The organism is Sulfitobacter sp. PM12 (genome assembly GCF_045586035.1).
GTDB classification, from domain to species: Bacteria; Pseudomonadota; Alphaproteobacteria; order Rhodobacterales; family Rhodobacteraceae; genus Sulfitobacter; species Sulfitobacter pontiacus.
The window spans coordinates 932,431-956,275 of record NZ_CP151529.1 but is presented as its reverse complement, the minus strand read 5'-3'; the positions used below and the strand labels follow the sequence as shown (position 1 = coordinate 956,275).

The following is a 23,845-nucleotide window of genomic DNA, read 5'->3' as shown; positions in this document are numbered from 1 at the left end:
AATATCCAAGCAAGGTTCATACGGACGGCCACGCGGCTATGCGCATCCTATCCTTTGGGGGCAAGCAGTTTCAACGCCGCGCGGATCAACTGCGGGGTGTCGGCCTCTGGCATCTCTCCGGCGGCTTGCGCCACGGCCCCTGCCGCATCGCCCGGACCATAGCCGAGGTTGCCAAGCGCCGACAGCGCCTCTGCCTGCGCGGACTGGTTCGGCGGGGCCACGGGGCGGCGTTTGGGGGCAGCGGTTTCGATCACCTCTGCTGCGGCCTCGACCTCGCCATGCGCCTCGGCCAGCGAACCGGTCATCGCCATCACCCCCGGTGCCTTATCCTTGAGGTCCAGCACCACGCGCTGCGCGATCTTGGGACCGACGCCCTTGGCCACTTTGACCGCGTTCCAGTCCCCAAGCGCGATGGCGCGGCTGACACCATCTGGCCCAAGTGCGCCCAGAATGGCCAGCGAGGCCTTGGCCCCCACCCCCTGAACAGAGGTCAGCAGCCGGTGCCATTCCTTCTCCGCCAATGTCTGAAAGCCGAAAAGCTGCATCAGGTCTTCGCGCACCACCAGATCGGTGAAAAGCGCCACCACCTCGCCCACGCCGGGCAGCGCAGCCATTGTCCGGTCAGAGCAATAGACCAGATAACCAACACCACGCACGTCAATCAGCAGATGGTCCGGCGCGCGATAATCAATACGTCCTGTGATCTTGCCAATCATGCGCTTGCCCTTGCGACGGCCTGCGCCAAGGTCGACGCCCCCCCGTGATGCGCGTGACAGATCGCGATCGCCAAGGCATCCGCGGCATCGGGGCCGGCAATCTCTGCCCCCGGCAATTGCATGCGTACCATATGAAGCACCTGCCCCTTATCCGCGTGGCCGACGCCAACGACCGTTTTCTTGACCGTATTGGGTGCATATTCACCCACCGCCAGCCCCGCCTGCGCAGGCACCAGCATCGCGATCCCCCGCGCCTGCCCCAGCTTGAGCGTCCCGGCACCATCCTTGTTCACAAAAGTCTGTTCCACCGCCGCGGCATCGGGTCGATAGGTCACCATGATGCGCGTCAACTGCGCATGGAGCGACAAAAGACGCGTAGCAAGATCGGCCCCCTCGGACTGACAAATGCCGTTCGCCACATGCGTGATGCGGCTGCCGGCCACGTCGATGACGCCCCAGCCCATATTGCGCAAGCCCGGATCAATGCCGATTACCCGTATCATATGCCCATTATCCTCAAGAATTTTCTTTTTCCAAGGCAGTAGCACGAAACGCGAACATCCACCAAGGTTTTTGCACCGCGCCACACAAAAGTCACAATTCAATCTGGAACCTGAATTTCGGGGCGGGTTGCGACGCTCAAGCCACTGAAAACGACCCCGGCGTCAATGGCGGCAAACCCCTTATGCATAAGCGTTAAACCGCCAAATGCTGCTATGCAGCAAACGCAGAACACACATGCGCCGGTGGGTGTTGTGAAGTGTTTTCATTCTGCCTAATTGCACAGCGCACCGCCGGATTATCCGGCTTTTCTTTATTCAAGGATGGCTCCAATGGCTGTTTACTATAATACCCCAACCACCTACGGCACCGCCGCAGCTGTTAACCGCTTTTTCGCGCATCTTGGCGACGTTGTCGGCAGCATCATCAAATGGAACGACGCACGGGTCACACGCAACGCCCTGTCCGCGCTGTCCGACCGTGAACTCGACGATATCGGTCTGGTCCGTGGCGACATCGAACGCGTCGCAATGAACCACTTCATCCGCTAAGGGTCGATGTTTCATAGCGCCCAAGGGGCTGCCAACCCAAAGCACAAGCCACGCACATCTGAATGATCTGCGTGGCTTCATTTATTCCACGACAGTGAAATATGACGGTGCAGGCCACCGTCCCGCAGCGTCCCTATCCGCGAAAGACCGGCCCCAGCTTACGGGCAAGCGTTTGCGTCACCGGATCGACCTGCAAAACCCAAGCCCCCGCCTGTTCGATCACGGTGCCCTGCGCCAAACTGTCCAGCCTGCTGTCATAGGCCGTGGGGCCGATCGCCGCCAGAACGAACCCTTTGAAGCAGACGAACAGGGCCACCAACGCGACCAGTAATTTGGTCGGTACCCGCAGGCCGCGCCGCGCCGGCCGCGCGACAACCAGCCCGTCGGCACGGATGGTGGTGTAATAGCCCCGCGCGAGCTTGACGTTCTTACTCTCTAAACTCTTTACGCGTGTCCCAAATTGTTGACGAGCATCAACCATGGCAGCCTCTAGTCGCTAAAGGCCCCCACCTCTCGCAAGATCATAATAAAGCAAGAATGTGTCAAATTCTCTGCATTTCGACCTTGTTCGTGGCGAAAAGTGACAAAGATTATGGCATTTTCTGGACAGTCAGCGTGGTCCAGTCACCAATCACCTCTCGGTTGACAAGATTGATGCCGGATTGCGCATAAACCTCGATCACGTCATCCGCCTGTTCGTTTAAAATACCAGATAGAATCGCATAGCCCTCGGGGGCCAGCGCCTCGGCCATATCGGGGGCAAGTGCGACCAACGGCCCTTTCAGGATGTTGGCGAATACCAGATCGAAGGGCGCGCGCGATGCCAGTTCGGGATGGTCAAACCCCGCTGCCTCGACGCAGATCAAACGGTCGGCCAGATTATTCGCGGCCGCATTGGCGCGGGCCACGTCGACGGCAACCTCGTCGATGTCGCTGGCCAACACGGGGTTCGGCCAGATGCGCGCCGCCGCCATCGCCAGCACCGCTGTACCGCAGCCAATATCTGCCACGTTCTGCCCGACCATGCCGCCGTTCGCCAAACGGTCCAACGCGCGCAAGCAGCCTAATGTGGTGCCGTGGTGCCCGGTGCCAAAGGCCATTGCCGCCTCGATCAACAACGGTTCGCAGTCTTCGGGCACCTTGTCCGCGTCATGGCTGCCGTAAACAAAGAACCGCCCTGCCTCGACCGGCGATAGCTCGCGGCGCACATGGGCGACCCAATCGGTTTCCGGCAGCTCTGACACGACAAATTCCTTCGCCCCCATAGAGGCCGCCAGCACCGCCAGCGCTGTCTCATCCGGGCGTTCCTCGAAATAGCCGCCGACTTCCCACAGGCCCGAGCCGTCTTCCATCTCGAAAACGCCGACACCGGTGGGTTCGGGCACCAGCCGCTCCATCGCCTCGCCCAAAGCATAGGCGGGCTTGCGTCCTTCAAGGGTCGTCAAAGCTGTGAATGTTGGCATGGGAAACTCCGTCAGGATCGCCGATATCGCCGCGCGACATCCGGCTATGTCAGGGGGTGCTACTCGGCCGGGGCCGGCAGCGGATTGGAAAAGATCGTCTCGTGGCCCGGCACGGGATGGCGCGGGATCATCAGCGACAGCAACAGCGACACCAGCGCCATCCCCGCCGCAAGGAAAAACACCGCCGCGGGCGAGATCAGCCACAGCAGCCCCAGCCCCACAGGCAGGAACACCGCCGCGATGTGATTGATGGTAAAGGCCACCGCCGCTGTCGGCGCAATGTCGGCAGGGTCCGCGATCTTCTGGAAATAGGTCTTGAGCGCGAGCGCCAGCGCAAAGAACATGTGATCCAGCACATAAAGCGTCGCGGCCACCACCACGCCCCAGCCCAGATAATAGACGCCGCCATAGGCCAGAAACACGATGATCAGCCCGATGTATTCAAAGCTCAACGTGCGGCGTTCGCCAAAGAAGCCGACTGCACGGCCCATCAGCGGGGCAAAGATCATATTGGCGATCAGGTTGATCAGATAGAGCAGGGTGATTTCATGCACATCAAACCCAAAGCGTTCGACCATCATGAAGCCCGCAAAAACGACAAAAATCTGCCGCCGCGCGCCAGACATGAATTGCAGCGCATAATACAGCCAGTACCGCTTGCGCAGCACCATCTTCTTGACCTGCGGTGTCGGGGCCTCGAACTGCGGATAGGCCAGCAACGCGACCAGCGCGATCACCGCCGTCACCCCGCCGCCAATCAGATAGACGATGTTATAGGACAGCGACAAGGTATCCCACAGCGCCATGATCGCCAGATAGGCCACCAGCGTCGCCGCCGACCCCGCCGCCATCAGCCAGCCGATCATGCGGGGCGCGTCCTCGATCTTGAGCCACTGCAACTGCAGCGACTGGTTCACCGTCTCGTAATAGTGAAACCCGATAGAGCTGAGCATTGTGATCGTCAGGATACCGCCCATCGACGGGAACCACGCGGTCAGCGCCGTCGCCACCCCCAGCAGCACCAGCGATACCAACCCCAATACCTGTTCGCGCACGAACAGGATAATCGCGATCACGCCGACCGCCAGAAAGCCCGGTATCTCGCGCACCGTATGCAGCAACCCGATGTCTGATCCGTCGAACCCGGCGACCTCGATCACAAAGTTATTCAGCAGCGCCGACCATGTGTTGAAGGCAATGGGCATCGCCAGCGCCATCAGGAACAGCAGCGCCACGGGGCGGCGCCAGAACGGTTGATGCTTGGCATCTTCAAGGGTCACATATTGGGTCATGGGCAATTCCTTACCCCCGTTCCTGCCCCTTGACGAGATCAAATCACCCGCCTCACGCCCATGCTCCGCGCAACCGCAGCTTCCAAATGGCCCAAAATCCTCGCCGAAGGCCCTTGCCCCACAGGGGCAAGCGCGTCGCACCGCTAATAAAAACTCTGCGGGTCAATATCGACGGCGATGCGCACATCATTCTTCAACCGCAGCTGTGCGACCCATTTCGCCAATGCCTCTTGCAAGGGGGCGGCCTTTTCGGCCTTGACCAACAGCCGCACCCGATGGCGCCCGCGCACCCGTGCGATTGGCGCGGGCGCGGGCCCATAGACCTGCGCGCCGACGGCCCGCAGGGGCGCATCCTGCCGCGCCAGCTGGTTGCCCGCATCAAACAGCGTGGCCACATCGGGGCCGCTCAGGATGATGCCCGCCATCCGGCCATAGGGCGGCACGCCGGCGTGGCGGCGCTCTCCGGCTTCGGCTTTCCAGAACCCCTCCTCATCCCCTGCCAGAATGGCGCGGATCACCGGGTGATCCGGCTGAAAGGTCTGCAACAGCGCGGTGCCCGGAGCCTCGGCCCGTCCGGCGCGCCCCGCCACCTGCCGCATCAACTGATAGGTTCGTTCTGCCGCGCGCAGGTCCGATCCCATCAGCCCCAGGTCCGCGTCGATGACCCCCACCAGTGTGAGGTTGGGAAAGTTGTGCCCCTTCGCAACCAGCTGCGTACCGATGATGATATCCGCCGCCCCGTCGGCGATCCCTGCAATCTCGGCCTTGAGCGCGCGGGCCGAACCGTACATGTCCGAGCTTAGCGTCGCGACCCGCGCCTCGGGCCAAAGGGCGGCGGCTTCTTCGCCCAGACGTTCCACCCCCGGCCCCACGGCAGCCAGCTTGCCTTCGACCTCGCACGAGGGGCAGACCTCGGGCATGGGCTTGCTTTCGCCGCATTGGTGGCAGACCAGCCGTTTGAGGTAGCGGTGTTCGACCATCCGCGCATCGCAGTGATCGCAGCCGATCTGATGCCCGCAGGCGCGGCACAGGGTCACCGGCGCATAGCCGCGGCGGTTGATGAACAGCATCGCCTGCTCGCCCCGTTCCAGCCGCTTGTCGACCTCGACCTTCAACGTGGGCGACACCCATTTATCGCTCGGCAGGCCTTCGCTGCGCATGTCGATCGCGCCCATCGTCGGCATCACCGCCGGCCCAAAGCGCGATGTCAGCTCGACCCGCGTATATTTGCCCGCCTCGGCGTTGGCCCAGCTTTCCAACGATGGTGTGGCAGAGGCCAGAACCACCTGCGCCCCGCAGATCGACGCCCGCAGCACCGCCATGTCACGGGCGTTATACAGCACGCCTTCTTCCTGCTTGTAGGAGGTGTCATGTTCCTCGTCGACGACGATCAGACCAAGGTTCTGGAACGGCAGAAACAGCGCCGACCGCGCACCGATCACCACCTGAGCCTGTGCCTGCCCGACCATTTTCCAGATGCGACGCCGCTCTGTCATGGTGGCACCCGAATGCCATTCCGCAGGCTTTGCGCCAAACCGCGCCTGCACACGGTGCAAGAACTGTTCGGTCAGCGCGATTTCCGGCAGCAGCACCAAAGCCTGCCTGCCCGATTTCAGCGCGGCGGCCACGGCCTCCAGATAGACTTCGGTCTTGCCCGATCCGGTCACGCCCCGCAGCAAGGTGGTGCCATATGCGCCCGAGGCCACCCCCGCCGCCAGAAGCGCCGAGGCCGAGGCCTGATCCTCCGTCAGCTCTTTGCTGGGCAAGCTCGGGTCCATGCGCATGAACGGCAGATCGCGCGGGCTGTCCTGTTCCAGCACTGCGCCCTGGGTCACCAACCCCTTGATCACCGACGCCGTCACCCCCGACATCTCGGCCAGCTCCTTGAGCGTGAACGAAAGGTCGCCATACTCCGCCAGAGTTTCGAGCACGCGACGGCGCGCGTCGGTCATCCGGTCAGGCTCCCCCTCCCCGCGCCGGTAAATCTTGCGCATCGACGGCGGGTCGCCCAACCCCGGCGCACGCGTCGCCAGCCGCAGCATCGCGGGCATCGGCGTCAGCGTATAGGCGGCGGCACGGGTCAGAAAACTGCGCAGTTCTTCGCGCATGGGGGCCGCATCGAGCACGCGGATCACCGACCGTATCTTGGACAGATCGTAATCCCCCTGCCCAGCGCCCCAGACGACACCGATCACCTTGCGCGGGCCCAAAGGCACCTCGACGAAGGCCCCCATATGGCAGCCACCTTCGGGCGCTTTGTAATCCAGCGCACGGCCCAGCGGCTGGGTGGTCATCACGGCCACCAGCTCATTTGCATGAAAAAATTCTGGCGGTTTCACCAATCGCTCCGGAACGGGGTTACGGGAATTAGGGTTCCAGCTTGGCGGATGATGCGCTAAAGCCCTAGGCGACAGACATAGCCATTCCTGCTGCCTATTCCAACCTGAAGGACGTAACATGAAATTCTTCGTAGATACCGCCGAAATCGATGCCATCGCCGAGCTGAACGATCTGGGCATGGTAGACGGGGTGACAACAAACCCGTCGCTGATCCTGAAATCCGGCCGCAACATTCTGGAAGTCACGAAAGAGATCTGTGATCTGGTCGACGGCCCCGTCTCTGCCGAAGTTGTCGCGACCAAAGCGGACGACATGATCGCCGAAGGCCGCAAACTGGCCGAGATCGCGGAAAACATCACCGTGAAGCTGCCCCTGACATGGGACGGTCTGAAAGCCTGTAAAGTGCTGTCGGACGAAGGCAAGATGGTCAACGTCACGCTCTGCTTCTCGGCGAACCAGGCATTGATCGCCGCCAAGGCCGGTGCCACGTTCATCTCGCCATTCATCGGGCGTCTGGATGACATCAACCTTGACGGTATGGACCTGATCCAGGACATCCGCACGATCTATGACAACTACGGGTTCGAGACTGAAATCCTCGCCGCGTCGATCCGTACCGTGAACCACGTGCTGGATGCCGCGCGTATCGGTGCCGATGTCATGACCGCCCCGCCAGAAGTGATCAAGAAGCTGGCCGCGCACCCGCTGACCGACAAGGGGCTCGAGACCTTCATGGCCGATTGGGCAAAGACAGGTCAGAACATCCTCTGATCCCGCCTTACGGCGACGACAAAGGGGCACGCGCGTCACAGGCTGCGCGTGCCCACCACGATCTGCATGTGCCCGTAGTTGGCCCGTGCCCTCGCAGCAAACCGCAGCAGCCTCGCCCTACCTCTGCCCCGTCCATGCGCGGCGAGCGGGCGGTTTGATGCCGAAAAACCAGCCATACGCCAAAAGAAAAAAGCAGATTTAGCCTGACGCGCATGCTATGTCAGTGCCAAATATAAAAAGAGACCCGCATGAGCAGTAACCACAAGATCGAAGATTCCCTTCGGGAAGCGATTATTTCACAGCCCGACGTCATTCTTGACGACAACGACGTGATGCAGGCCCTGATCGCCGCGAATGAACGCGCGATGGGGGGCAATATTGTCGATCTGCGCGGCATCGCCATGGACCGGCTGGAAACCCGTCTGGACCGGCTTGAGGACACGCACCGCAACGTGATCGCCGCGGCCTATGAAAACCTTGCGGGGACCAACCAGATCCACCGCGCGATACTGCGCATGCTTGACCCTGTAGACTTCGAACCCTTCCTCAAGGATCTCGGGGGCGAGGTTGCCGATATCCTGCGGGTCGACGCTGTGCGGCTGGTGCTGGAATCTGCCGAGAATGACGATGATCCCGCGATCAAACGCTTGGGCGATGTGCTGAACGTCGCCGAACCGGGGTTTATCGACGACTACCTGTCGAACGGGCGCGGCGGCACGGTGCGTCAGGTGACCCTGCGCGGTGTGCAGCACAGCCCCGAACATATCTACGGCGGCGCGGCGGATTGGATCCGGTCGGAAGCCTGCCTGAAACTGAACTTTGGCGCGGGCCGGTTGCCGGGCCTGCTGATCCTTGGCTCCGAAGACCCGCATATGTTCAGCCCGCAACAGGGCACCGATCTGCTGGGCTTCTTCGCTGGCGTGTTCGAGCGGACGATGCGCCGCTGGCTGTCTTGAGCGGGGCAAACGCGCTTTTGATCAGCCCCGCCGCGCGGGACGCCCTGCAAAGCTGGCTGGACCATCAACGCGCCCTGAAAGGGGCTGCCGAGAACACGATCACCGCCTATCAGGGGGATCTGGTCGATTTCCTTGCGTTCATGACGCTGCATAAGGGCGACAGCCAAGGCTTGGGCGCGCTGTCAAAGATCACCATCTCAGACATGCGCGCCTGGATGGCACAGACCCGCAGTGGGGATGTCGGGCCACGGTCGATGGCGCGCAAGCTGTCGGCGGTCAAGGCGTTCTATCGCTGGCTGGCAGAGCGCGAGGGGTTCGAGCCTACCGCGGTGCTGTCGACCAGATCGCCGAAGTTTCCCAAAAAGCTGCCCCGCCCCTTGGCGATTGATGCCGCTCAGGCGATGATCGACAGCGTGGAAATGCAGTCGCGTCACGCCTGGGTCGCCGCGCGGGATGTGGCGGTTCTGACCCTGCTGTGGGGGTGCGGGCTGCGGATATCCGAAGCGCTTGGCCTCAAGGGGGCCGACGCGCCCCTGCCCGAGGTGCTGCGTATCATCGGTAAGGGCGGTAAGGAACGGGTGGTGCCCGTGCTCCCTGCGGCGCGCGATGCCGTGGATGCCTATCTGCGCGTCTGCCCCTTTGGGAAGGAACGGGATGCGCCGCTGTTTCGCGCAATGCGCGGCGGGCCTTTGGCGGCGCGGGCGATATCGCAGGTGATGGCGGATGCACGGATGCAGCTTGGCCTGCCTGCCAGCGCCACACCCCACGCGCTGCGCCACAGCTTTGCCACGCATCTGCTGGATGCGGGGGGCGATCTGCGTGCGATCCAAGAGCTTTTGGGCCATGCCTCGCTCTCGACCACGCAGGCCTATACGGCTGTCGATACCGCGCGTCTGATGGATGTCTATAACCGCGCCCACCCCAAGGCGGGCGGCGGCAGTTAACGGTCCAGCTGGGTGACGAAATCCTGCGCGGCTTTGGTGGGGTCCGCCAGCCCCTGTGCCACACGATCGCTAAGCTCGGTCAACGCCGCCTTGGCCTTGGGCTTTTCCAACTGCGCAAGCAACGCCTGCTTTACCGCCTGTTCAAACCAATAGCGGGCTTGTGCGGCACGAGCATGTTGCCAGAACCCTTCGGCGCGGCGCCATTCGGTCAGCGCCTCTACCTCTGCCCATGCCTCGTCCAGCCCGTTTTCCTCCAGCGCTGAGACCATCATCGCCTTGGGAAACCCCTTGGGGTCTTGCGGCCGTTTGCGCAGCAACCGCAGGGCACCGGCGTAATCGGCACAGGTCCGCGACGCGGCGGGTTTCAAATCCCCATCGGCTTTGTTGATCACGATGATATCCGCCATCTCCATGATGCCGCGCTTGACGCCTTGCAGCTCGTCCCCGCCCGCAGGGGCCAGCAACAGCATGAAAACATCGGACATCTCTGCCACCACCGTCTCTGACTGGCCGACACCGACCGTTTCGATCAGCACCACGTCAAAACCTGCGGCCTCGCACAGGGTCACCGCCTCGCGGGTGCGGCGGGCCACGCCGCCCAGATGCGTCTGGCTGGGCGACGGGCGGATGAAGGCATCGCGTTCGCGCGACAAGAGGTCCATCCGCGTCTTATCCCCCAAGATCGACCCGCCCGAACGCGAAGAGGACGGATCAATCGCCAGCACCGCGACCTTGAGCCCGCGCCCGATCAGCATCATGCCGAAGCTTTCGATAAAGGTGGATTTCCCCACCCCCGGCGTCCCCGACAACCCGATACGCAGCGCTTCGCGCCCCTTGGGCAGCGCGGCAAGCAGCTCTGTCGCCTGCGCACGGTGATCCTCGCGACCGGATTCGATCAAGGTGATCCCCCGCGCCAGCGCGCGGCGCTCCCCTGCTGCGATACCCTTTGCCAGATCGTCGATGTTCATAGGTTCTGCCCCTCACGCCCTTTGGCCCATGTTTCGATCCCGGCGGCGCAAATGTCCAGACCGCAGGCCGGGTCTTGGCCCCGCGCCGGGTTTCGCCCATAACCACGCGTATGGCTTTTACCCTTCCCATTGATGATGTGATGCCGCAGGTGATTGACGCGCTGCGCGGTCAGGGCCGTGTTGTGCTGCAAGCGCCCCCCGGTGCAGGCAAGACCACGCGCGTGCCGCTGGCGATGTTGGACGCGGGGCTGACCAACGGCCGCATCCTGATGCTGGAACCGCGCCGCCTTGCCGCGCGTGCAGCTGCCGAACGCATGGCTGCGACCTTGGGCGAAGAACCGGGGCAAACCGTGGGCTTTCGCGTCCGCGGTGCCAGCGCCGTCAGCAAATCCACCCGTATCGAGGTCGTGACCGAGGGCATTCTGACCCGCATGCTGCAAGACGACCCCGACCTGCCCGGTGTCGGCGCGGTGATCTTTGACGAATTCCACGAAAGATCCCTGAACGCGGATCTGGGCCTCGCGCTTTGTCTAGAGGTGGCCGAAGCGCTGCGCGATGACCTGTTGATCGTCGCCATGTCCGCCACGCTGGACGCCGCCCCCGTCGCTGCGCTGATGCAGGCTCCGGTGGTCACCTCCGAAGGGCGCAGCTTTCCGGTGACGCCCCATTGGCTGGACCGGCCCGTAGGCAAACAACGGTTCGAGCAGGCAGTCGCTGATCTGGTGTTACACGCGCTGGATACCGCCCCCGGATCGGCGCTGGTGTTCCTGCCCGGCGAAGGTGAAATCCGACGGGTTGAAAGCGCGCTGGCGGGACGGCTGCCCGCCGATTGCACGCTCGCCCCGCTGTTCGGAGCGATGGACTTCAAAGCGCAGCGCGCTGCGATTGCACCGGCCAAAACAGGCCGCAAGGTCGTGCTCGCGACTTCTATCGCGGAAACCTCGCTGACCATCGAAGGGGTGCAGATCGTGGTGGACGGGGGCCGCGCGCGGCGGGCGCAGTTCGATCCGTCCTCTGGTATGTCGCGGCTGATCACCGACCGCGTGACCCGCGCCGAAGCGACGCAGCGCGCGGGCCGTGCCGGGCGTGTGTCGGAAGGGGCCGCGTTCAAACTCTGGACCCGCGGCGAGGAAGGCGCGCTGGCCGCCTACCCCCCCGCCGAGATAGAGGCCGGCGATCTATGCGCCTTCGCGTTAGAGCTCGCGGTCTGGGGGGCGCAGGCCGATGAACTGAAGTTCGTGACCCCGCCCCATGCAGGCCGTCTGGCCGAAGCACAGGCCGTGCTGCACATGCTGGGGGCGCTGGATTCGACGGGTCGGATCACAGAGCATGGCCGCAGCTTGGCGAAGATGCCGCTGCATCCCCGTCTGGCGCATATGGTCGCCAAAGGCGGGCACAGCGCCCCGACGCTGGCCGCGATCCTGTCGGAGCGTGACCCCTTGCGCGGCGGCTCTGTCGATCTGGCGCTGCGTCTGGATGCGGTCGCGGGCAAGCGCGTCCCGGCCGAGGTCAACCACGCTGCCCTTTCACGCATCAAGCAAGACGCCAAACGGCTGGCCAGAGGGCAAACCGGTGACGGCCCCAATACGCTGGGGGTGCTGGCGGCCCTTGCCTACCCCGATAGGGTGGCGCTGCGGCGCAAGGGCGACGCGCCGCGATACGTTATGTCGGGCGGCAAAGGCGCGATCCTGCCCGAGAGTGATCCGCTGGCGGGGGAACGCTTGCTGGTGGCGACCGATCTTGACGGCGACCCGCGAGAAGCACGCATTCGCCAAGCCGCGCGCCTGTCCGACAGCGATCTGCGTGAAAGCTTCGCGGATCAAATCGGATGGCATAAACTCTGCGTCTGGTCCCGCCGCGAGGGCCGCGTGCTGGCGCGGCAGCAGGAACGTTTTGGTGCATTGGTGCTGGACGACAGGGCGTGGTCCGACGCCCCCGCCGAAGACATAGCGCAGGCCATGCTCGACGGGGTGCGGCAGCTGGGACTGATGCCCGGCAAAACGGCGGCGCTGTTTCTGGCGCGGGCGCGGCTGATGGGCGATGATTTCCCCGATTTCAGCGAGGATCACCTGCTTGAGACCTTGGAGGATTGGTTGCCCGGTCATCTGACAGGTGTCCGCAGCACCGCCGACTGGAAGGCGTTTGACCTGCTGCCTGCCCTGACCGCGCGGCTGAGCTGGGACGACCAGCAAGCGCTTGATCGTGCCGCGCCTGCGCATTTCACCACGCCGCTGGGGCGCAAGATCGCAATTGATTATAGCGAAACGCAGCCCCAGATCGCCCTGCGTCTGCAAGAGGTCTTTGGCACCACCCGTCACCCCATGATCGCAGGGCAGCCCTTGCAGATCACGCTGCTGTCCCCCGCGCAGCGACCCGTGCAGGTGACCACCGATCTGCCGGGGTTCTGGGCCGGATCCTATGCTGATGTGCGCAAGGACATGCGCGCCCGCTATCCGCGCCACCCTTGGCCCGAAGACCCGACGCAGGCCGATCCGACGCTACGGGCCAAACCCCGCGGCACCTGAGCCCCGACGGTGTTGCGCAGCGTGCCCTGCGAGTACCAGTAATCCGCCCGCAATCGCCCAGTTCTTGACAAAGATCGACATCTGCCACGGGTCATCAGGTATGAAGTGGAAGATGCTCGTTGCCATACAATAAAGCGCGAGTGCTGCGCTCATGGGGGCGAGCCAGAGACCGAAGATCAGGCTGATCGCCGCCACGCCGTTGAACAGCATCGCGGGCCAGACGAGGAACACGGGCAATCCGCGATCCGACAGCAAACCCTGCGCCGCTGCAGGGTCCACGAGCTTTTGCACGAATCCCGCGACGAAAAGGGCCGCCAAAAGCAGGCGGCCCGTGTAAATCGCAATCCTCTCAACCCGCTGCATCAGGCGGCGGCGGGCTTAAAGGTCATCGCCAAACCGTTAATACAGTGGCGTTTGCCCGTGGGTGCAGGACCATCATCGAACACATGGCCCAGATGGCCGCCGCAGCGGTCGCAATGCACCTCGGTCCGCGTGGTAAAGAATCCCTTGTCCGGCATCGTTTCGACAGCATCGTCCAGCGGGGCGAAGAAGCTTGGCCAGCCGGTGCCGCTTTTGAACTTGGTCTCGGAGCTATAAAGCGCCTGATCACAACCCTTGCAATGGAACACGCCTTTGCGGACCTCATCGTTCAGCGGGCTGGTAAATGCGCGTTCGGTATCCCCTTCGCGCAGGACGGCATATGCGTCATCGCCCAGCTGCGCGCGCCATTCGGCAGGGGTGCGGCTGACTTCAAAGTCGCCCGGTGCCACGGTCCCGGCCTGCGCCGCCGCGCCTACGCCAAACGGCAAGGCCGCCATCGTCATCGTTGTGCATTTCAGGAAATTCCGGCGTTTCATAATGCCCCCTTAAGGTTGCGGTACTGCGGATAGATTGGATGTCTGTTGAAAGGGCCGCCGGACGTCGCGCGTGGCGCTGACATCCGGCGGTACTCGTTACAAGGCACGCGAGGTGCCGATACTGGATAAACCCGTTGGCGGAATGCATGGTTCCACGCCAACAAACTCGTTACCAAACCGCGCCAAAAACACGGCACGGTCCCTCAGCGACATGGGCTTGCAACCAGTGTCGGCCTGAGTTGTGGAAATACACGGAAGTAGAAAACGAGAAGTTTCACCGAAAACGCAAAAAACCGCAGTTTTTATTCAACTTTATAAAATACCGTTAAGAAACAAAGACTTCGCCCACATGAAAGCGGACGAAGTCTTTGTTTGAATAGTCAGCGACCCCGATAAAACCCGGATTACAGTTCAGACATAGCCCCTGCGGCCAGGACATCGCCCGTAGGTGCCCCCGTGGGCGAGCCGCCGACGGGCTCATCCGAAATCGCCAGCGTGATCTGTGCCGCCTGGCTGCGCAGCTCTGCCGGAACAAGAATCCGCGCCGTCTCGCTGTCGGGCAGAACGCCCAAGGAAACCGGAGCCTGATCGGGCAGGATCGCCCAAAGTTCTAGCACACGCCCCTCGTTCGCGGCGCCCGAAACGCGGCGCAGCGCGATCTCGTGCTTGACCGGTTCGACCACGGCCAACACTTGCAACGGGCTGGTGTCGCTGACCAGCTGTGCGGCCAGAACGGTCGGTTGATCGCCGCCCGGACGTGTGTTGATCTCAAGCAGTTGCACGCCAAGGTAGCCCGCAAACAGCAGCGATGCCATCGCCATCCCCTGCCAGAGCCACAAACGTTGCAGGATCGAAACCCGCTGCTTGGGGAAGACCTGCGCCATCAGCTTTTTCTTCACGCGCGCGGGCGGCGAGACGGGGTCGATCCCGTCGGTCATGGCCGTCAGGCGTTCCTGCCAGAACACAACGCGATCAGCAAAATCACGTTCAGTCGCGACACGGCGACGCGCTGCGATCATATCGTCGTCAGACGACAGGCCCAGCACCATTTCGGCGGCCAGAAGATCATCATCATGGGGTGTTTCGGGCGTTTGGGTCATTGGCTCATACACTCCCGCAGGGCGATCAGGCCACGGCGCAGCCAGGTTCGCATCGTATTCAGCGGCACGCCAAAGCGTTCAGCCAGATCGGAATAGGTCTCGCCATCCAGATAGGCACCCCGAATGGCTTTGCCACGGTCTTCTTCCAGCGTATCAAGACAGCCCGACAGGCGCGACGCCTCTGACGAGGCAACGGCGTATTGTTCGGGCGTGGGACCGGGGGAGACAAGTTCAAAACCGGGCGTATTAACGTCCTGATGGCCTTTTTTGCGGGCCCGCAGACGGTCGATAGAGGTATTCCGTGCAATGGTGATCAGCCACGTCATCGGGCTCAGGCCATTGGCATTATACTTATCGGCATTGTTCCAGATTTTGACGAAACTGTCTTGCATGGCGTCCTCTGCTGCGGCGCGTTTGTTCAACACACGCAGACAAACCCCGAAAAGTTTCGCAGAAACACGATCATAGAGCTGGTCAAACGCCGCGCGGTCTTTCAACGCGACACGGGCAATCAAGTTTTCGATTTCTTGTCGGTCCATTTGCACGGGCCATTTCTCCACCTGAACGGGTTTCCAGCGTTACACCGAAACCTACGGCACTCACTACATTTGTCCAGCAAAGCGTTGTCATTGGACAACTTTGTGTAACCCAGGCGCATCGCGTTGGCCAATGGGTAATATATCGGGCGGCAAGCGGGCGCGGAAATGGCCCCCCGCGTTCACAAGCTATGGACGGGGGCCGGTGTTGCGCGTTTAGTCGTGGCAGGGCTGCCCTGTTGTACACCGCTGCACGGCATCCCGTCTGTCAGGCCCCTATGTGGCCCATATGTGGAAGGAGTATCGCGATGCCGCAGCCCAATCACAGCACCTATGACGTTGTCATTATCGGTGGCGCGATCTTTGGATCGTCGGTCGCATGGTGGCTGACCCAGATGGCCGGTTTTGACGGCAAGGTTCTGGTAGTCGAACGTGACCCCACCTATGAATACGCCGCCACCAGCCATACCAACAGTTGCATCCGCCAGCAGTTCAGCTCGGCCATTAACGTGAAGGTGTCGCAGTTCGGGGCCGAGTTTATCAAGAACTTCCGCCGGTTTATGGGCGATGATCCAGAGGTGCCGCATCTGGCGTTGCAGAGTTTTGGCTATCTCTACCTCGCGGACACGCCCGAATTTGCACAGACGCTGCAACAGAACCAGCAGATACAGATGGCACTGGGGGCGGGCACGCAGCACATGACCGCCACCGAGGTCGCTGCCGCCTACCCGTTCTATCAGCTTGATGACATCATTGCCGCCAACCACAACCGTGTGGACGAAGGCTATTTCGACGGCGGCACCATGTTTGACTGGTTCAAGCGCATGGCTCGCCGCAACGGGGTGGAATACCTGCACGACGAAGTGACCGCGATGACCAAAGCCGCCGATGGCACATCCGTCACCCATGTCACGCTGAAATCCGGCGCGACGGTGGCGTGCGGGACGGTGGTCAACGCCTCTGGCCCGCGGGCGGCCGCGACGGCGGGCATGGCCGGCATCACCCTCCCGGTCGAGCCGCGCAAACGCTATACCTTTGTGTTCGATGCCGCCAAACCGCTGGACCGCGACCTGCCGCTGACAATCGACCCGTCCGGCGTGCATTTCAGGACCGAAGGGAAATACTACATGGCGGGCTGCCCCCCGCGCGAAGATCCTGCGGTCGCCTATGATGACTTTGGCTTTGATTACAGCCTGTGGGAGGACAAGGTGTGGCCCGCCATCGCCACCCGCGTCCCGCAGTTCGATCAGGTCAAGGTGATCAACGAATGGGTCGGGCACTACGATTACAACACGCTGGACCAGAACGCGATTGTCGGGCCGCACAGTGTGGTCGAGAATTTTCTGTGCCTGAACGGGTTTTCCGGTCACGGGCTGCAACAGGCACCCGCCCTTGGCCGTGGCATCGCTGAATGGATCGCCTATGGCGCATACCGCACGTTGGACCTAAGCCCCTACGCCTACCGCCGGATCGAGGAAAACCAATCGCTGATTGAAAAGGCGGTGATTTGATCCCCCTGCCCCGATGACATACCCATGCCAGGCAACACCCCTTTGTGCGGGCGCGCAGCCTTGCTTGGCCTCGCGAAACGATAGTGGAAGGAAAACGACATGATGAAGAAACTGGTTCTGACGGGGGCCGCAGGGCGGCTTGGGTCCTACCTGCGTGAACCCCTGTCCAAGATGTGCCAAGAACTGGTCAGCACCGACATCGTCGATGACATCGGCAAGCTCTACGAAGGCGAAAGCTACGCCAAGGCCGATGTCGCCGTCTATGACCAGATCGCGCCGCTGCTGGAGGGTGCCGATATGGTTGTCCACTTCGGCGCCATCGTCGACGAAAAACCCTTCGAGGAACTGCTGGGCCCGAATTTCGTCGGATCTTACAACGTATGGGAAGCCGCCTATCAGCACGGGCTTCAACGGGTCGTTTATGCTTCGTCCATCCACGCTGTGGGCATGCACAAGAAATCCGATTTCATCGGCATCGACGCGCCCCACAAGCCCGATACATTCTACGGCCTCGCCAAATGCTTTAGCGAAGACCTTGCGTCCATGTATTGGGACAAACGCGGGCTAGAGGCCGTGTGCCTGCGCATCCTCAGCTGCGCGCAGGTCAACAACACCCGTGCCTTGGGATCGTGGTTGTCCTATGACGATCTGATCCAGCTGGTCACCCGCGCCATCGATACGCCATCAGTCGGCTTCAGCGTGGTCTACGGCGTGTCCAATAACGACCGCGCGCCGGTGGACAATGCCAAAGCGTCCTTCCTCGGCTATCGCCCGAAAGACAACGCAGAGCAGTTCGCCGAGAAGATCCTTGCCGAAGCACCACCGGTCGATCTGAAAGACCCCGGCCAGATGCACCACGGTGGCCCCTTTGCCGCGGTCGACCTCGGCGAAAGCGGCGTGGCGTCAATGAACATCGTCAACGACAAGAAAACCACCTGATGCCTTGAGGGCGGGGCGGGGCTTCACCCCCGCCCCCATGTTTCACGTGACGCGATGTTTGGGACGGCACCCGTCTTGCCAGCAGGCGCGACAGGTGCGCCCGCGGCTCACAATTCGATGCGGATATCGTGGATCCACAGCTTTGGCGGCCGCGAGAGCACAAAGACTACCACATCCGCCAGATCGTCGGGCTCGGTAAAGATATGGTTGGGCACATCCTCCCCCGCCTTCGAGAACATCCCCGTGTTCGTCCCCGACTGGTAAACTCCGCCCACGCGCACGCCGGTGTTTTCCTCGTCCGCTTTCAGCACCTCGGTAAAGCCACGCACCCCGTATTTCGTGGCGGTATAGACAGATTGCCCGGCCTGCGCGACGACGCCGGACTTGGAGACGACATTCAGAATGATCCCCTCGTCATTCGCCCGCAGCGCCGGAATGGCGGCTTGCGTGATCTGCATCAAGCCCGTCAGGTTGGTCTGCACGGTCGCCTGCAAAAGCTGCGGCGGGATTTCATCCAGCGGGCCGGTTTTGTGCCAGATGCCCGCATTGTTGATCAGAATATCCAGTCCGCCAAAGGCAGCGGTCACCTGCTCCACCGCCTTGCTGATCGCATCCGGGTTCTGGATATCACATGCAATGCCGATCGCTTCGCTGGCACCAGCGGCGACGCATTCAGCCTCTACCGCAGCCAGACGGTCAGCATTGCGCCCCAGAATGGCCAGACGCGTCCCTACTGCCGCGAGTTTAAGGCAAATATGCCGCCCGATACCATCACTGCCACCAGTGACGATGATACGCTTGTTCTTTAATTCCATGATCCGCTCCTGAGTATTACACCCCCTCTATCCCACCTCGTTTCCTCGCGAAAGCATGGGCGCACGGTTTGCAAAAGGCCGGTGGCGGCGAAACTGTCGGAGCAGAAAGCCAAGCGCAACGTCGCGCCCCATCTCGGGCCGCGCAACACCTGATCAAGTATGTAGAAAATGTCGAGGTGTATGGCGGAGACGAAGGGATTCGAACCCTCGAGACCCTTCCGGGCCTACTCCCTTAGCAGGGGAGCGCCTTCGACCACTCGGCCACGTCTCCGTCGACGCGTATATCCAAGAAAACGCATGGGGCACAAGCGGTAATCTCAGAAAATACCGGGAATGTTGGGATCGCGGGGATAGCGGAGGATATCGGGGGCGGGATACGGCTTGCGGCGCTATGCGCGCGGCGCTGGCCGGGGGCATCCGTGGGCCGAGGGGGGAGGCGGGCAGAGAAGTGGCGCGATGGCAGCGGGAGGTGCCGCTCACGCGCCAGATCGGCGGGCCGCCTGGAAAGCGGCCCGCCGGATTGGATCAGGTGTTGAACAGGAAGTGCAGCACGTCGCCGTCTTTAACGGTGTAGCTTTTGCCCTCGGCGCGCATCTTGCCAGCTTCCTTGGCGGGGCCTTCACCGCCCAAGGCCACGAAATCGTCATAGGCGATGGTTTCGGCGCGGATGAAGCCTTTTTCAAAATCACCGTGGATCACGCCTGCGGCTTTCGGCGCAGAGGTGCCAGCCTTGATCGTCCAGGCGCGGGCCTCTTTCGGGCCGACGGTGAAGTATGTCTCAAGGTGCAGCAGCTCGTAGCCCGCGCGGATCAACCGATCAAGCCCGGCTTCCTCTAGCCCCATCTCGTCCAGGAACATGCTGGCCTCTTCGGGCTCTAGCTGGCTGATTTCTTCCTCGATCTGGGCAGAGATCACGACGTGGCTATTGCCCTGCGCCGCGGCCATTTCCGCGACTTTGGCAGAAAGGGCATTGCCCTCGGCCGCTTCGGATTCACCGACGTTGCAGACATAAAGCACGGGCTTGGTCGTCAGCAATTGCAACATGCGCCAGGCTTTTGCGTCATCCGCGTCAACCTCGACGGTGCGCGCGGGTTTGCCGTTTTCGATGGCTTCTTGCGCGGCGGCCAACAGGCGGTCTTGCTGCGCTGCGTCCTTATCGTTGCCCTTGATCTTGCGGACCAGACCGGCGCGCCGTTTTTCGATGCTTTCCAGATCGGCAAGCATCAGTTCTGTATCGATGGTCTCGGCGTCGGCCACGGGGTCCACGCGCCCTTCAACGTGGGTCACATCGCCGTCCTCAAAGCAGCGCAGCACATGGGCGATCGCGTCCGTCTCGCGGATATTGGCCAGGAACTGGTTGCCGAGGCCTTCGCCTTTGGATGCGCCTTTGACCAAGCCTGCGATATCCACAAAGGTCATCCGCGTCGGGATAATCTGCTTGGAGCCCGCAATCGCGGCGAGTTTATCAAGGCGCGAATCCGGCACCGCGACTTCACCGACGTTCGGTTCGATTGTGCAGAACGGAAAATTGGCCGCCTGCGCTGCCGCTGTTTTGGTCAGCGCGTTGAAGAGGGTCGACTTGCCGACATTCGGCAGACCCACGATTCCCATCTTAAAGCCCATGACAAGCATCCTTTATAAGTTGGCGTTGTCCTAGGGTTTTGGCCGCCTTTGCGCAAGTCTTAGCGCAGGCGTCGGTCCTCGTGCGTCTGGTAAATCAGGATCCATGCGAGCACGATGAACATCGGATGGGTCAACCCGCCCGAAAAGATCACGGCCGGAATCCAGATCAGGAAGACGATAATCGCCGTGAAGATCCGTCCTGTCAGCAGGATGGAAAGCGGCGGCAACAGCAGGGCGAGTACATAATTCATGCGATAAATGTAGGCACCGGCGGCGGGATTTAAAGGACTATGTGATGCACACCTGCATAAATCCAACGCCCTTGGCACCTGTTTTTCGGAAAATCGCCCAAGCCCACCGGCGGAGTTGGATTGATTTCCCGTGATATATTCGGCATTGCAGCAGGGTAACGTAAAAAGGCCGCCCTCATGACACGTATCGACGCCAAATTCGCTGACCTCAAATCCCAAGGCAAGAAAGCCTTTGTCGCCTATGTGATGGCAGGCGATCCCGACTTTGACACGTCGCTCGAGGTGGTGCGCGGCCTGCCTGGCGCGGGCGTCGATATTATCGAACTGGGGCTGCCGTTTACCGATCCGATGGCCGATGGCTCTGCCATTCAGCTGGCGGGACAGCGTGCGCTTGAAGGCGGGATGACGCTGGACAAGACGCTGGCGCTTGCCGCGGCGTTCCGCGAACAGGATGACACGACCCCGATCGTGCTGATGGGCTATTACAACCCGATCTATTCCAAAGGCGTGGATACATTCCTTGAGGCGGCCAAGAAGGCCGGCGTGGACGGGCTGATCGTCGTGGACCTGCCACCGGAAGAAGACGCCGAGCTGTGCCTGCCCGCGCAAGCCGCCGGTATGAACTTTATCCGCCTTGCGACCCCTACGACCGATGACAAACGCCTGCCGCGGGTTGTGCAGAACACCTCGGGCTTTGTGTATTACGTGTCGATCACCGGCATCACCGGCTCTGCCGAAGCGGATGCGGGCGATGTCGCCCCCGAGGTTGAGCGCATCCAGAAGGCCAGCGGCCTGCCCGTCATTGTCGGGTTCGGTGTGAACACCCCCGCCAAGGCCGAAGCCATTGCAAGCGTTGCTGATGGGGTTGTTGTCGGCTCTGCCATCGTGTCAAAAATCGCAGATGGGCTGCCTGTCGAAGACGTGCTGAGCTTTGTCAAAACCCTGTCGGATGGTGCGCATCGGGCCTGAGCGCCCCGCCCGACGCCCGATGTCGTGGCGTAAAGCAATTGATTTCAACGGGCCGTATTGGTTAGATCATCTGACCAATACATAGGAACTTGCCACCATGCCCGTGATCACCACCATCGACGACCTCAAGCGCCTGCATGAACGCCGCGTGCCGCGGATGTTCTATGACTACGCGGAATCGGGCAGCTGGACAGAGCAGACCTTTCGCGAGAACACGACCGATTTTGAACAGATCCGCCTGCGCCAGCGCGTCGCCGTGGATATGAGCGGGCGCAGCACCAAAACGCAGATGATCGGGCAGGATGTGGCGATGCCTGTGGCGCTTGCCCCAGTCGGCCTGACCGGCATGCAGCACGCTGACGGAGAGATCAAAGCCGCCCGCGCCGCCGAAGCCTTTGGCGTGCCCTTCACCCTGTCGACCATGTCCATCAATTCGATCGAGGATGTGGCAGAGGCGACGACAAAACCCTTCTGGTTCCAGCTTTATACAATGCGCGACGAAGACTACGTCGCGCGGCTGATCCAGCGCGCCAAGGATGCCAAATGCTCGGCCCTTGTCATCACGCTTGATCTGCAAATCCTCGGCCAGCGCCACAAGGATCTGAAGAACGGCCTCTCTGCCCCGCCCAAGCTGACCGCCAAAACGCTCGCCAATCTGGCAACCAAATGGAGCTGGGGCATCGGCATGATGGGGGCCAAGCGGCGCAGCTTCGGCAATATCGTGGGCCATGTGCACGGCGTCGACGACACAGCCAACCTCGGCGCATGGACGGCAGAGCAATTCGACCCCACCCTCGACTGGGGCAAGATCGCCAAACTGAAAGAGCAATGGGGCGGCAAGGTCATCCTCAAGGGTATTCTTGACGCCGACGATGCGCGGATGGCGCTGAAAGTCGGGGCGGATGCGATCATCGTCAGCAACCACGGCGGGCGCCAGCTGGACGGGGCGATCAGCTCTATCCGGGCGCTGCCGTCGATCCTGGAGGCCGTGGGCGACCAGATCGAAGTCCATCTGGACAGTGGAATCAGGTCCGGTCAGGACGTGCTCAAGGCGATGGCGATGGGGGCCAAAGGCACCTATATCGGGCGCGCCTTCATCTACGGGCTTGGTGCGATGGGTCAGGCCGGGGTTACCTCGGCGCTGGAGGTCATCCACAAGGAGCTCGACCTGTCCATGGCGCTTTGCGGTGAAACCTCTGTTGCGGGTTTGGGCAAGCATAACCTGCTTATTCCAAAAGGTTTTGAAGGCGACTGGCAGCCCTGAGCCTGCGCCTTCTTCGCAAAATGCGCCCGCCTTGGCTGATATGTCAGGGCGGGCGAAAACCCTGCGCGCAGCCCCTGCCCCGCCCCGCATAGGTCGCAAACCAAGGCCAACTTGCGCAAAAGCGGCGTTTTAGTCTTTCCCAAACGCCCAAACCCGTCTATATGCGCGGCTTCACGCGGACATACAGCCTTGGAGGATGTCCGCCCTAAACATATTGGAGATTACAATGGCTGGAGAGATTCCTGATCTTGAAGCTTTCGAACGCACGGGGACAGGCAAGGGCGCCGCTCGTCAGGCACGCCGCGACGGCATGGTTCCTGGTATCGTATTCGGTGGTGACCTTGATCCGCTGCCGATCAACCTGGACTTTAACAAGCTGCTGACCAAACTGCGCGCAGGCCGCTTCAAGGCGACCCTGTTCAACCTCAAGGTTGAAGGCCAAGAAGACGTCCGCGTCATCTGCCGCGACGTTCAGCGTCACGTTGTTAAAGACCTGCCAACGCACGTCGACCTGATGCGTTTGAAGCGCACCACCAAAATCAACCTCTTCATCCAGGTTGAAGTCGAAGGCGAAGAAGTCAGCCCCGGCCTGAAAAAAGGTGGCGTTCTGACGCTGGTACGTCCCGAAGTCGAACTGGTTGTGACCGCAGGCGATATCCCTGATCACATCACAATCGACGTTTCCGAACTGGAAATCGGCGACAGCCTCACCATCTCGAGCGTGAAGCTGCCAAACGGCACCAAGCCGGTCATCGACCGTGACTTCGTGATCGCGCAGATTTCCGCGCCTTCCGGTCTGGCCAGCCAGGACGATGATGAAGACGAAGATGTTGCAGCAGACGAAGTGCCCGCAACAGAAGTCAAAGAAGACTGATACCGATATATCCGTCGCGCCTGCGGGCGCGGATGGGTCGAGACGGGGTCGCCATGGGCGGCCCCGTTTTTCGTTGGGG

General features: G+C 61.8%; 24 protein-coding genes and 1 tRNA gene. 10 read left to right on the top strand and 15 right to left on the bottom strand.

The window, feature by feature from the left end; translation table 11 throughout:
* Positions 1-47: 47 nt before the first annotated feature.
* Positions 48-716 (bottom strand): Holliday junction branch migration protein RuvA, encoded by a 669-nt coding sequence (gene ruvA / locus AADW22_RS04595; protein ID WP_037943315.1) that lies wholly within the window; start codon positions 714-716, stop codon positions 48-50.
* Positions 713-1,219 carry a crossover junction endodeoxyribonuclease RuvC gene (ruvC, locus tag AADW22_RS04590; RefSeq protein ID WP_009826106.1) on the bottom strand — a complete coding sequence of 169 codons (507 nt, stop codon included), beginning with the start codon at positions 1,217-1,219 and terminating at the stop codon, positions 713-715. The genes ruvA and ruvC overlap by 4 nt, the downstream gene beginning before the upstream one ends.
* Before the next feature lie 330 nt (positions 1,220-1,549).
* Here ruvC and AADW22_RS04585 point away from each other — a divergent pair, with 330 nt between their 5' ends.
* Entirely contained in the window at positions 1,550-1,768 is a 219-nt protein-coding gene (locus tag AADW22_RS04585) for a DUF1127 domain-containing protein (RefSeq protein WP_005851636.1), read from the top strand.
* A 133-nt stretch (positions 1,769-1,901) separates the two neighbouring features.
* Here AADW22_RS04585 and AADW22_RS04580 read toward each other — a convergent pair whose 3' ends face one another.
* The 4 genes from AADW22_RS04580 to AADW22_RS04565 all read right to left on the bottom strand — a co-directional run bounded on the left by AADW22_RS04580 (position 1,902) and on the right by AADW22_RS04565 (position 6,862).
* Positions 1,902-2,249, bottom strand: a complete 348-nt coding sequence (locus tag AADW22_RS04580) for a hypothetical protein (protein ID WP_037943314.1) — start codon at positions 2,247-2,249, stop codon at positions 1,902-1,904.
* A gap of 109 nt (positions 2,250-2,358) precedes the next feature.
* Positions 2,359-3,231 (bottom strand): 50S ribosomal protein L11 methyltransferase, encoded by an 873-nt coding sequence (locus AADW22_RS04575; protein WP_005851631.1) that lies wholly within the window; start codon positions 3,229-3,231, stop codon positions 2,359-2,361.
* 59 nt (positions 3,232-3,290) lie between these two features.
* Entirely contained in the window at positions 3,291-4,523 is a 1,233-nt protein-coding gene (locus AADW22_RS04570) for an MFS transporter (RefSeq protein ID WP_037965038.1), read from the bottom strand.
* 143 nt (positions 4,524-4,666) lie between these two features.
* The gene (locus tag AADW22_RS04565; protein ID WP_407474336.1) at positions 4,667-6,862 is read right to left on the bottom strand and encodes a primosomal protein N'; all 2,196 of its coding nucleotides are present in this window, start codon (positions 6,860-6,862) and stop codon (positions 4,667-4,669) included.
* A gap of 118 nt (positions 6,863-6,980) precedes the next feature.
* Between AADW22_RS04565 and fsa the strand changes: the two genes are divergently transcribed.
* The 3 genes from fsa to AADW22_RS04550 all read left to right on the top strand — a co-directional run bounded on the left by fsa (position 6,981) and on the right by AADW22_RS04550 (position 9,534).
* Entirely contained in the window at positions 6,981-7,634 is a 654-nt protein-coding gene (gene fsa, locus AADW22_RS04560) for a fructose-6-phosphate aldolase (protein ID WP_009826101.1), read from the top strand.
* A 248-nt stretch (positions 7,635-7,882) separates the two neighbouring features.
* On the top strand, positions 7,883-8,590 hold the full coding sequence (locus AADW22_RS04555) for a DUF484 family protein (RefSeq protein ID WP_037943304.1): 708 nt from the start codon (positions 7,883-7,885) through the stop codon (positions 8,588-8,590).
* Positions 8,587-9,534, top strand: coding sequence for a tyrosine recombinase XerC (locus AADW22_RS04550; RefSeq protein ID WP_260004869.1), 948 nt, complete (start codon positions 8,587-8,589; stop codon positions 9,532-9,534). Before AADW22_RS04555 ends, AADW22_RS04550 begins: the two co-directional genes overlap by 4 nt.
* Here AADW22_RS04550 and meaB read toward each other — a convergent pair.
* Complete coding sequence (gene meaB / locus AADW22_RS04545) at positions 9,531-10,502, bottom strand: methylmalonyl Co-A mutase-associated GTPase MeaB (RefSeq protein ID WP_005851619.1); 972 nt, start codon at positions 10,500-10,502, stop codon at positions 9,531-9,533. The genes AADW22_RS04550 and meaB overlap by 4 nt on opposite strands.
* Before the next feature lie 110 nt (positions 10,503-10,612).
* Here meaB and hrpB point away from each other — a divergent pair, with 110 nt between their 5' ends.
* Positions 10,613-13,027, top strand: coding sequence for an ATP-dependent helicase HrpB (hrpB, locus tag AADW22_RS04540; RefSeq protein WP_407474335.1), 2,415 nt, complete (start codon positions 10,613-10,615; stop codon positions 13,025-13,027).
* Here the strand turns inward: hrpB and AADW22_RS04535 are convergent.
* From AADW22_RS04535 to AADW22_RS04520, 4 genes are all read right to left on the bottom strand, one after another.
* A complete protein-coding gene (locus tag AADW22_RS04535) occupies positions 13,001-13,390 on the bottom strand; it encodes a DoxX family protein (RefSeq protein ID WP_386169882.1) in 390 nt (129 codons plus the stop codon). The two genes, hrpB and AADW22_RS04535, sit on opposite strands and share 27 nt — an antisense overlap.
* Positions 13,390-13,884, bottom strand: a complete 495-nt coding sequence (gene msrB, locus AADW22_RS04530) for a peptide-methionine (R)-S-oxide reductase MsrB (protein WP_407474334.1) — start codon at positions 13,882-13,884, stop codon at positions 13,390-13,392. The genes AADW22_RS04535 and msrB overlap by 1 nt, the downstream gene beginning before the upstream one ends.
* Before the next feature lie 404 nt (positions 13,885-14,288).
* Entirely contained in the window at positions 14,289-14,984 is a 696-nt protein-coding gene (locus AADW22_RS04525; RefSeq protein WP_407474333.1) for an anti-sigma factor domain-containing protein, read from the bottom strand.
* Positions 14,981-15,523 (bottom strand): sigma-70 family RNA polymerase sigma factor, encoded by a 543-nt coding sequence (locus tag AADW22_RS04520; RefSeq protein ID WP_005851609.1) that lies wholly within the window; start codon positions 15,521-15,523, stop codon positions 14,981-14,983. The genes AADW22_RS04525 and AADW22_RS04520 overlap by 4 nt, the downstream gene beginning before the upstream one ends.
* Before the next feature lie 305 nt (positions 15,524-15,828).
* Between AADW22_RS04520 and AADW22_RS04515 the strand changes: the two genes are divergently transcribed.
* Both AADW22_RS04515 and AADW22_RS04510 read left to right on the top strand, forming a co-directional pair.
* On the top strand, positions 15,829-17,031 hold the full coding sequence (locus AADW22_RS04515) for an NAD(P)/FAD-dependent oxidoreductase (RefSeq protein ID WP_407474332.1): 1,203 nt from the start codon (positions 15,829-15,831) through the stop codon (positions 17,029-17,031).
* Between the two features lie 102 nt (positions 17,032-17,133).
* Positions 17,134-17,970 carry an NAD(P)-dependent oxidoreductase gene (locus AADW22_RS04510; protein WP_064216193.1) on the top strand — a complete coding sequence of 279 codons (837 nt, stop codon included), beginning with the start codon at positions 17,134-17,136 and terminating at the stop codon, positions 17,968-17,970.
* A 107-nt stretch (positions 17,971-18,077) separates the two neighbouring features.
* On the opposite strand, the gene AADW22_RS04505 is transcribed toward AADW22_RS04510, so the two are convergent.
* The 4 genes from AADW22_RS04505 to AADW22_RS04490 all read right to left on the bottom strand — a co-directional run bounded on the left by AADW22_RS04505 (position 18,078) and on the right by AADW22_RS04490 (position 20,659).
* The gene (locus AADW22_RS04505; RefSeq protein ID WP_407474331.1) at positions 18,078-18,785 is read right to left on the bottom strand and encodes an SDR family oxidoreductase; all 708 of its coding nucleotides are present in this window, start codon (positions 18,783-18,785) and stop codon (positions 18,078-18,080) included.
* A 181-nt stretch (positions 18,786-18,966) separates the two neighbouring features.
* A tRNA-Ser gene (locus tag AADW22_RS04500) sits at positions 18,967-19,056 on the bottom strand.
* A gap of 254 nt (positions 19,057-19,310) precedes the next feature.
* Positions 19,311-20,408 carry a redox-regulated ATPase YchF gene (gene ychF, locus AADW22_RS04495; RefSeq protein ID WP_005851601.1) on the bottom strand — a complete coding sequence of 366 codons (1,098 nt, stop codon included), beginning with the start codon at positions 20,406-20,408 and terminating at the stop codon, positions 19,311-19,313.
* A gap of 59 nt (positions 20,409-20,467) precedes the next feature.
* Complete coding sequence (locus AADW22_RS04490) at positions 20,468-20,659, bottom strand: hypothetical protein (RefSeq protein WP_005851599.1); 192 nt, start codon at positions 20,657-20,659, stop codon at positions 20,468-20,470.
* 177 nt (positions 20,660-20,836) lie between these two features.
* On the opposite strand from AADW22_RS04490, the gene trpA reads away from it, so the two are divergent.
* From trpA to AADW22_RS04475, 3 genes are all read left to right on the top strand, one after another.
* A complete protein-coding gene (gene trpA / locus AADW22_RS04485; RefSeq protein ID WP_009826078.1) occupies positions 20,837-21,628 on the top strand; it encodes a tryptophan synthase subunit alpha in 792 nt (263 codons plus the stop codon).
* A gap of 97 nt (positions 21,629-21,725) precedes the next feature.
* Positions 21,726-22,892 (top strand): alpha-hydroxy acid oxidase, encoded by a 1,167-nt coding sequence (locus AADW22_RS04480; RefSeq protein ID WP_009826077.1) that lies wholly within the window; start codon positions 21,726-21,728, stop codon positions 22,890-22,892.
* Between the two features lie 226 nt (positions 22,893-23,118).
* Positions 23,119-23,766, top strand: coding sequence for a 50S ribosomal protein L25/general stress protein Ctc (locus tag AADW22_RS04475; RefSeq protein ID WP_005851594.1), 648 nt, complete (start codon positions 23,119-23,121; stop codon positions 23,764-23,766).
* Positions 23,767-23,845: the final 79 nt, after the last annotated feature.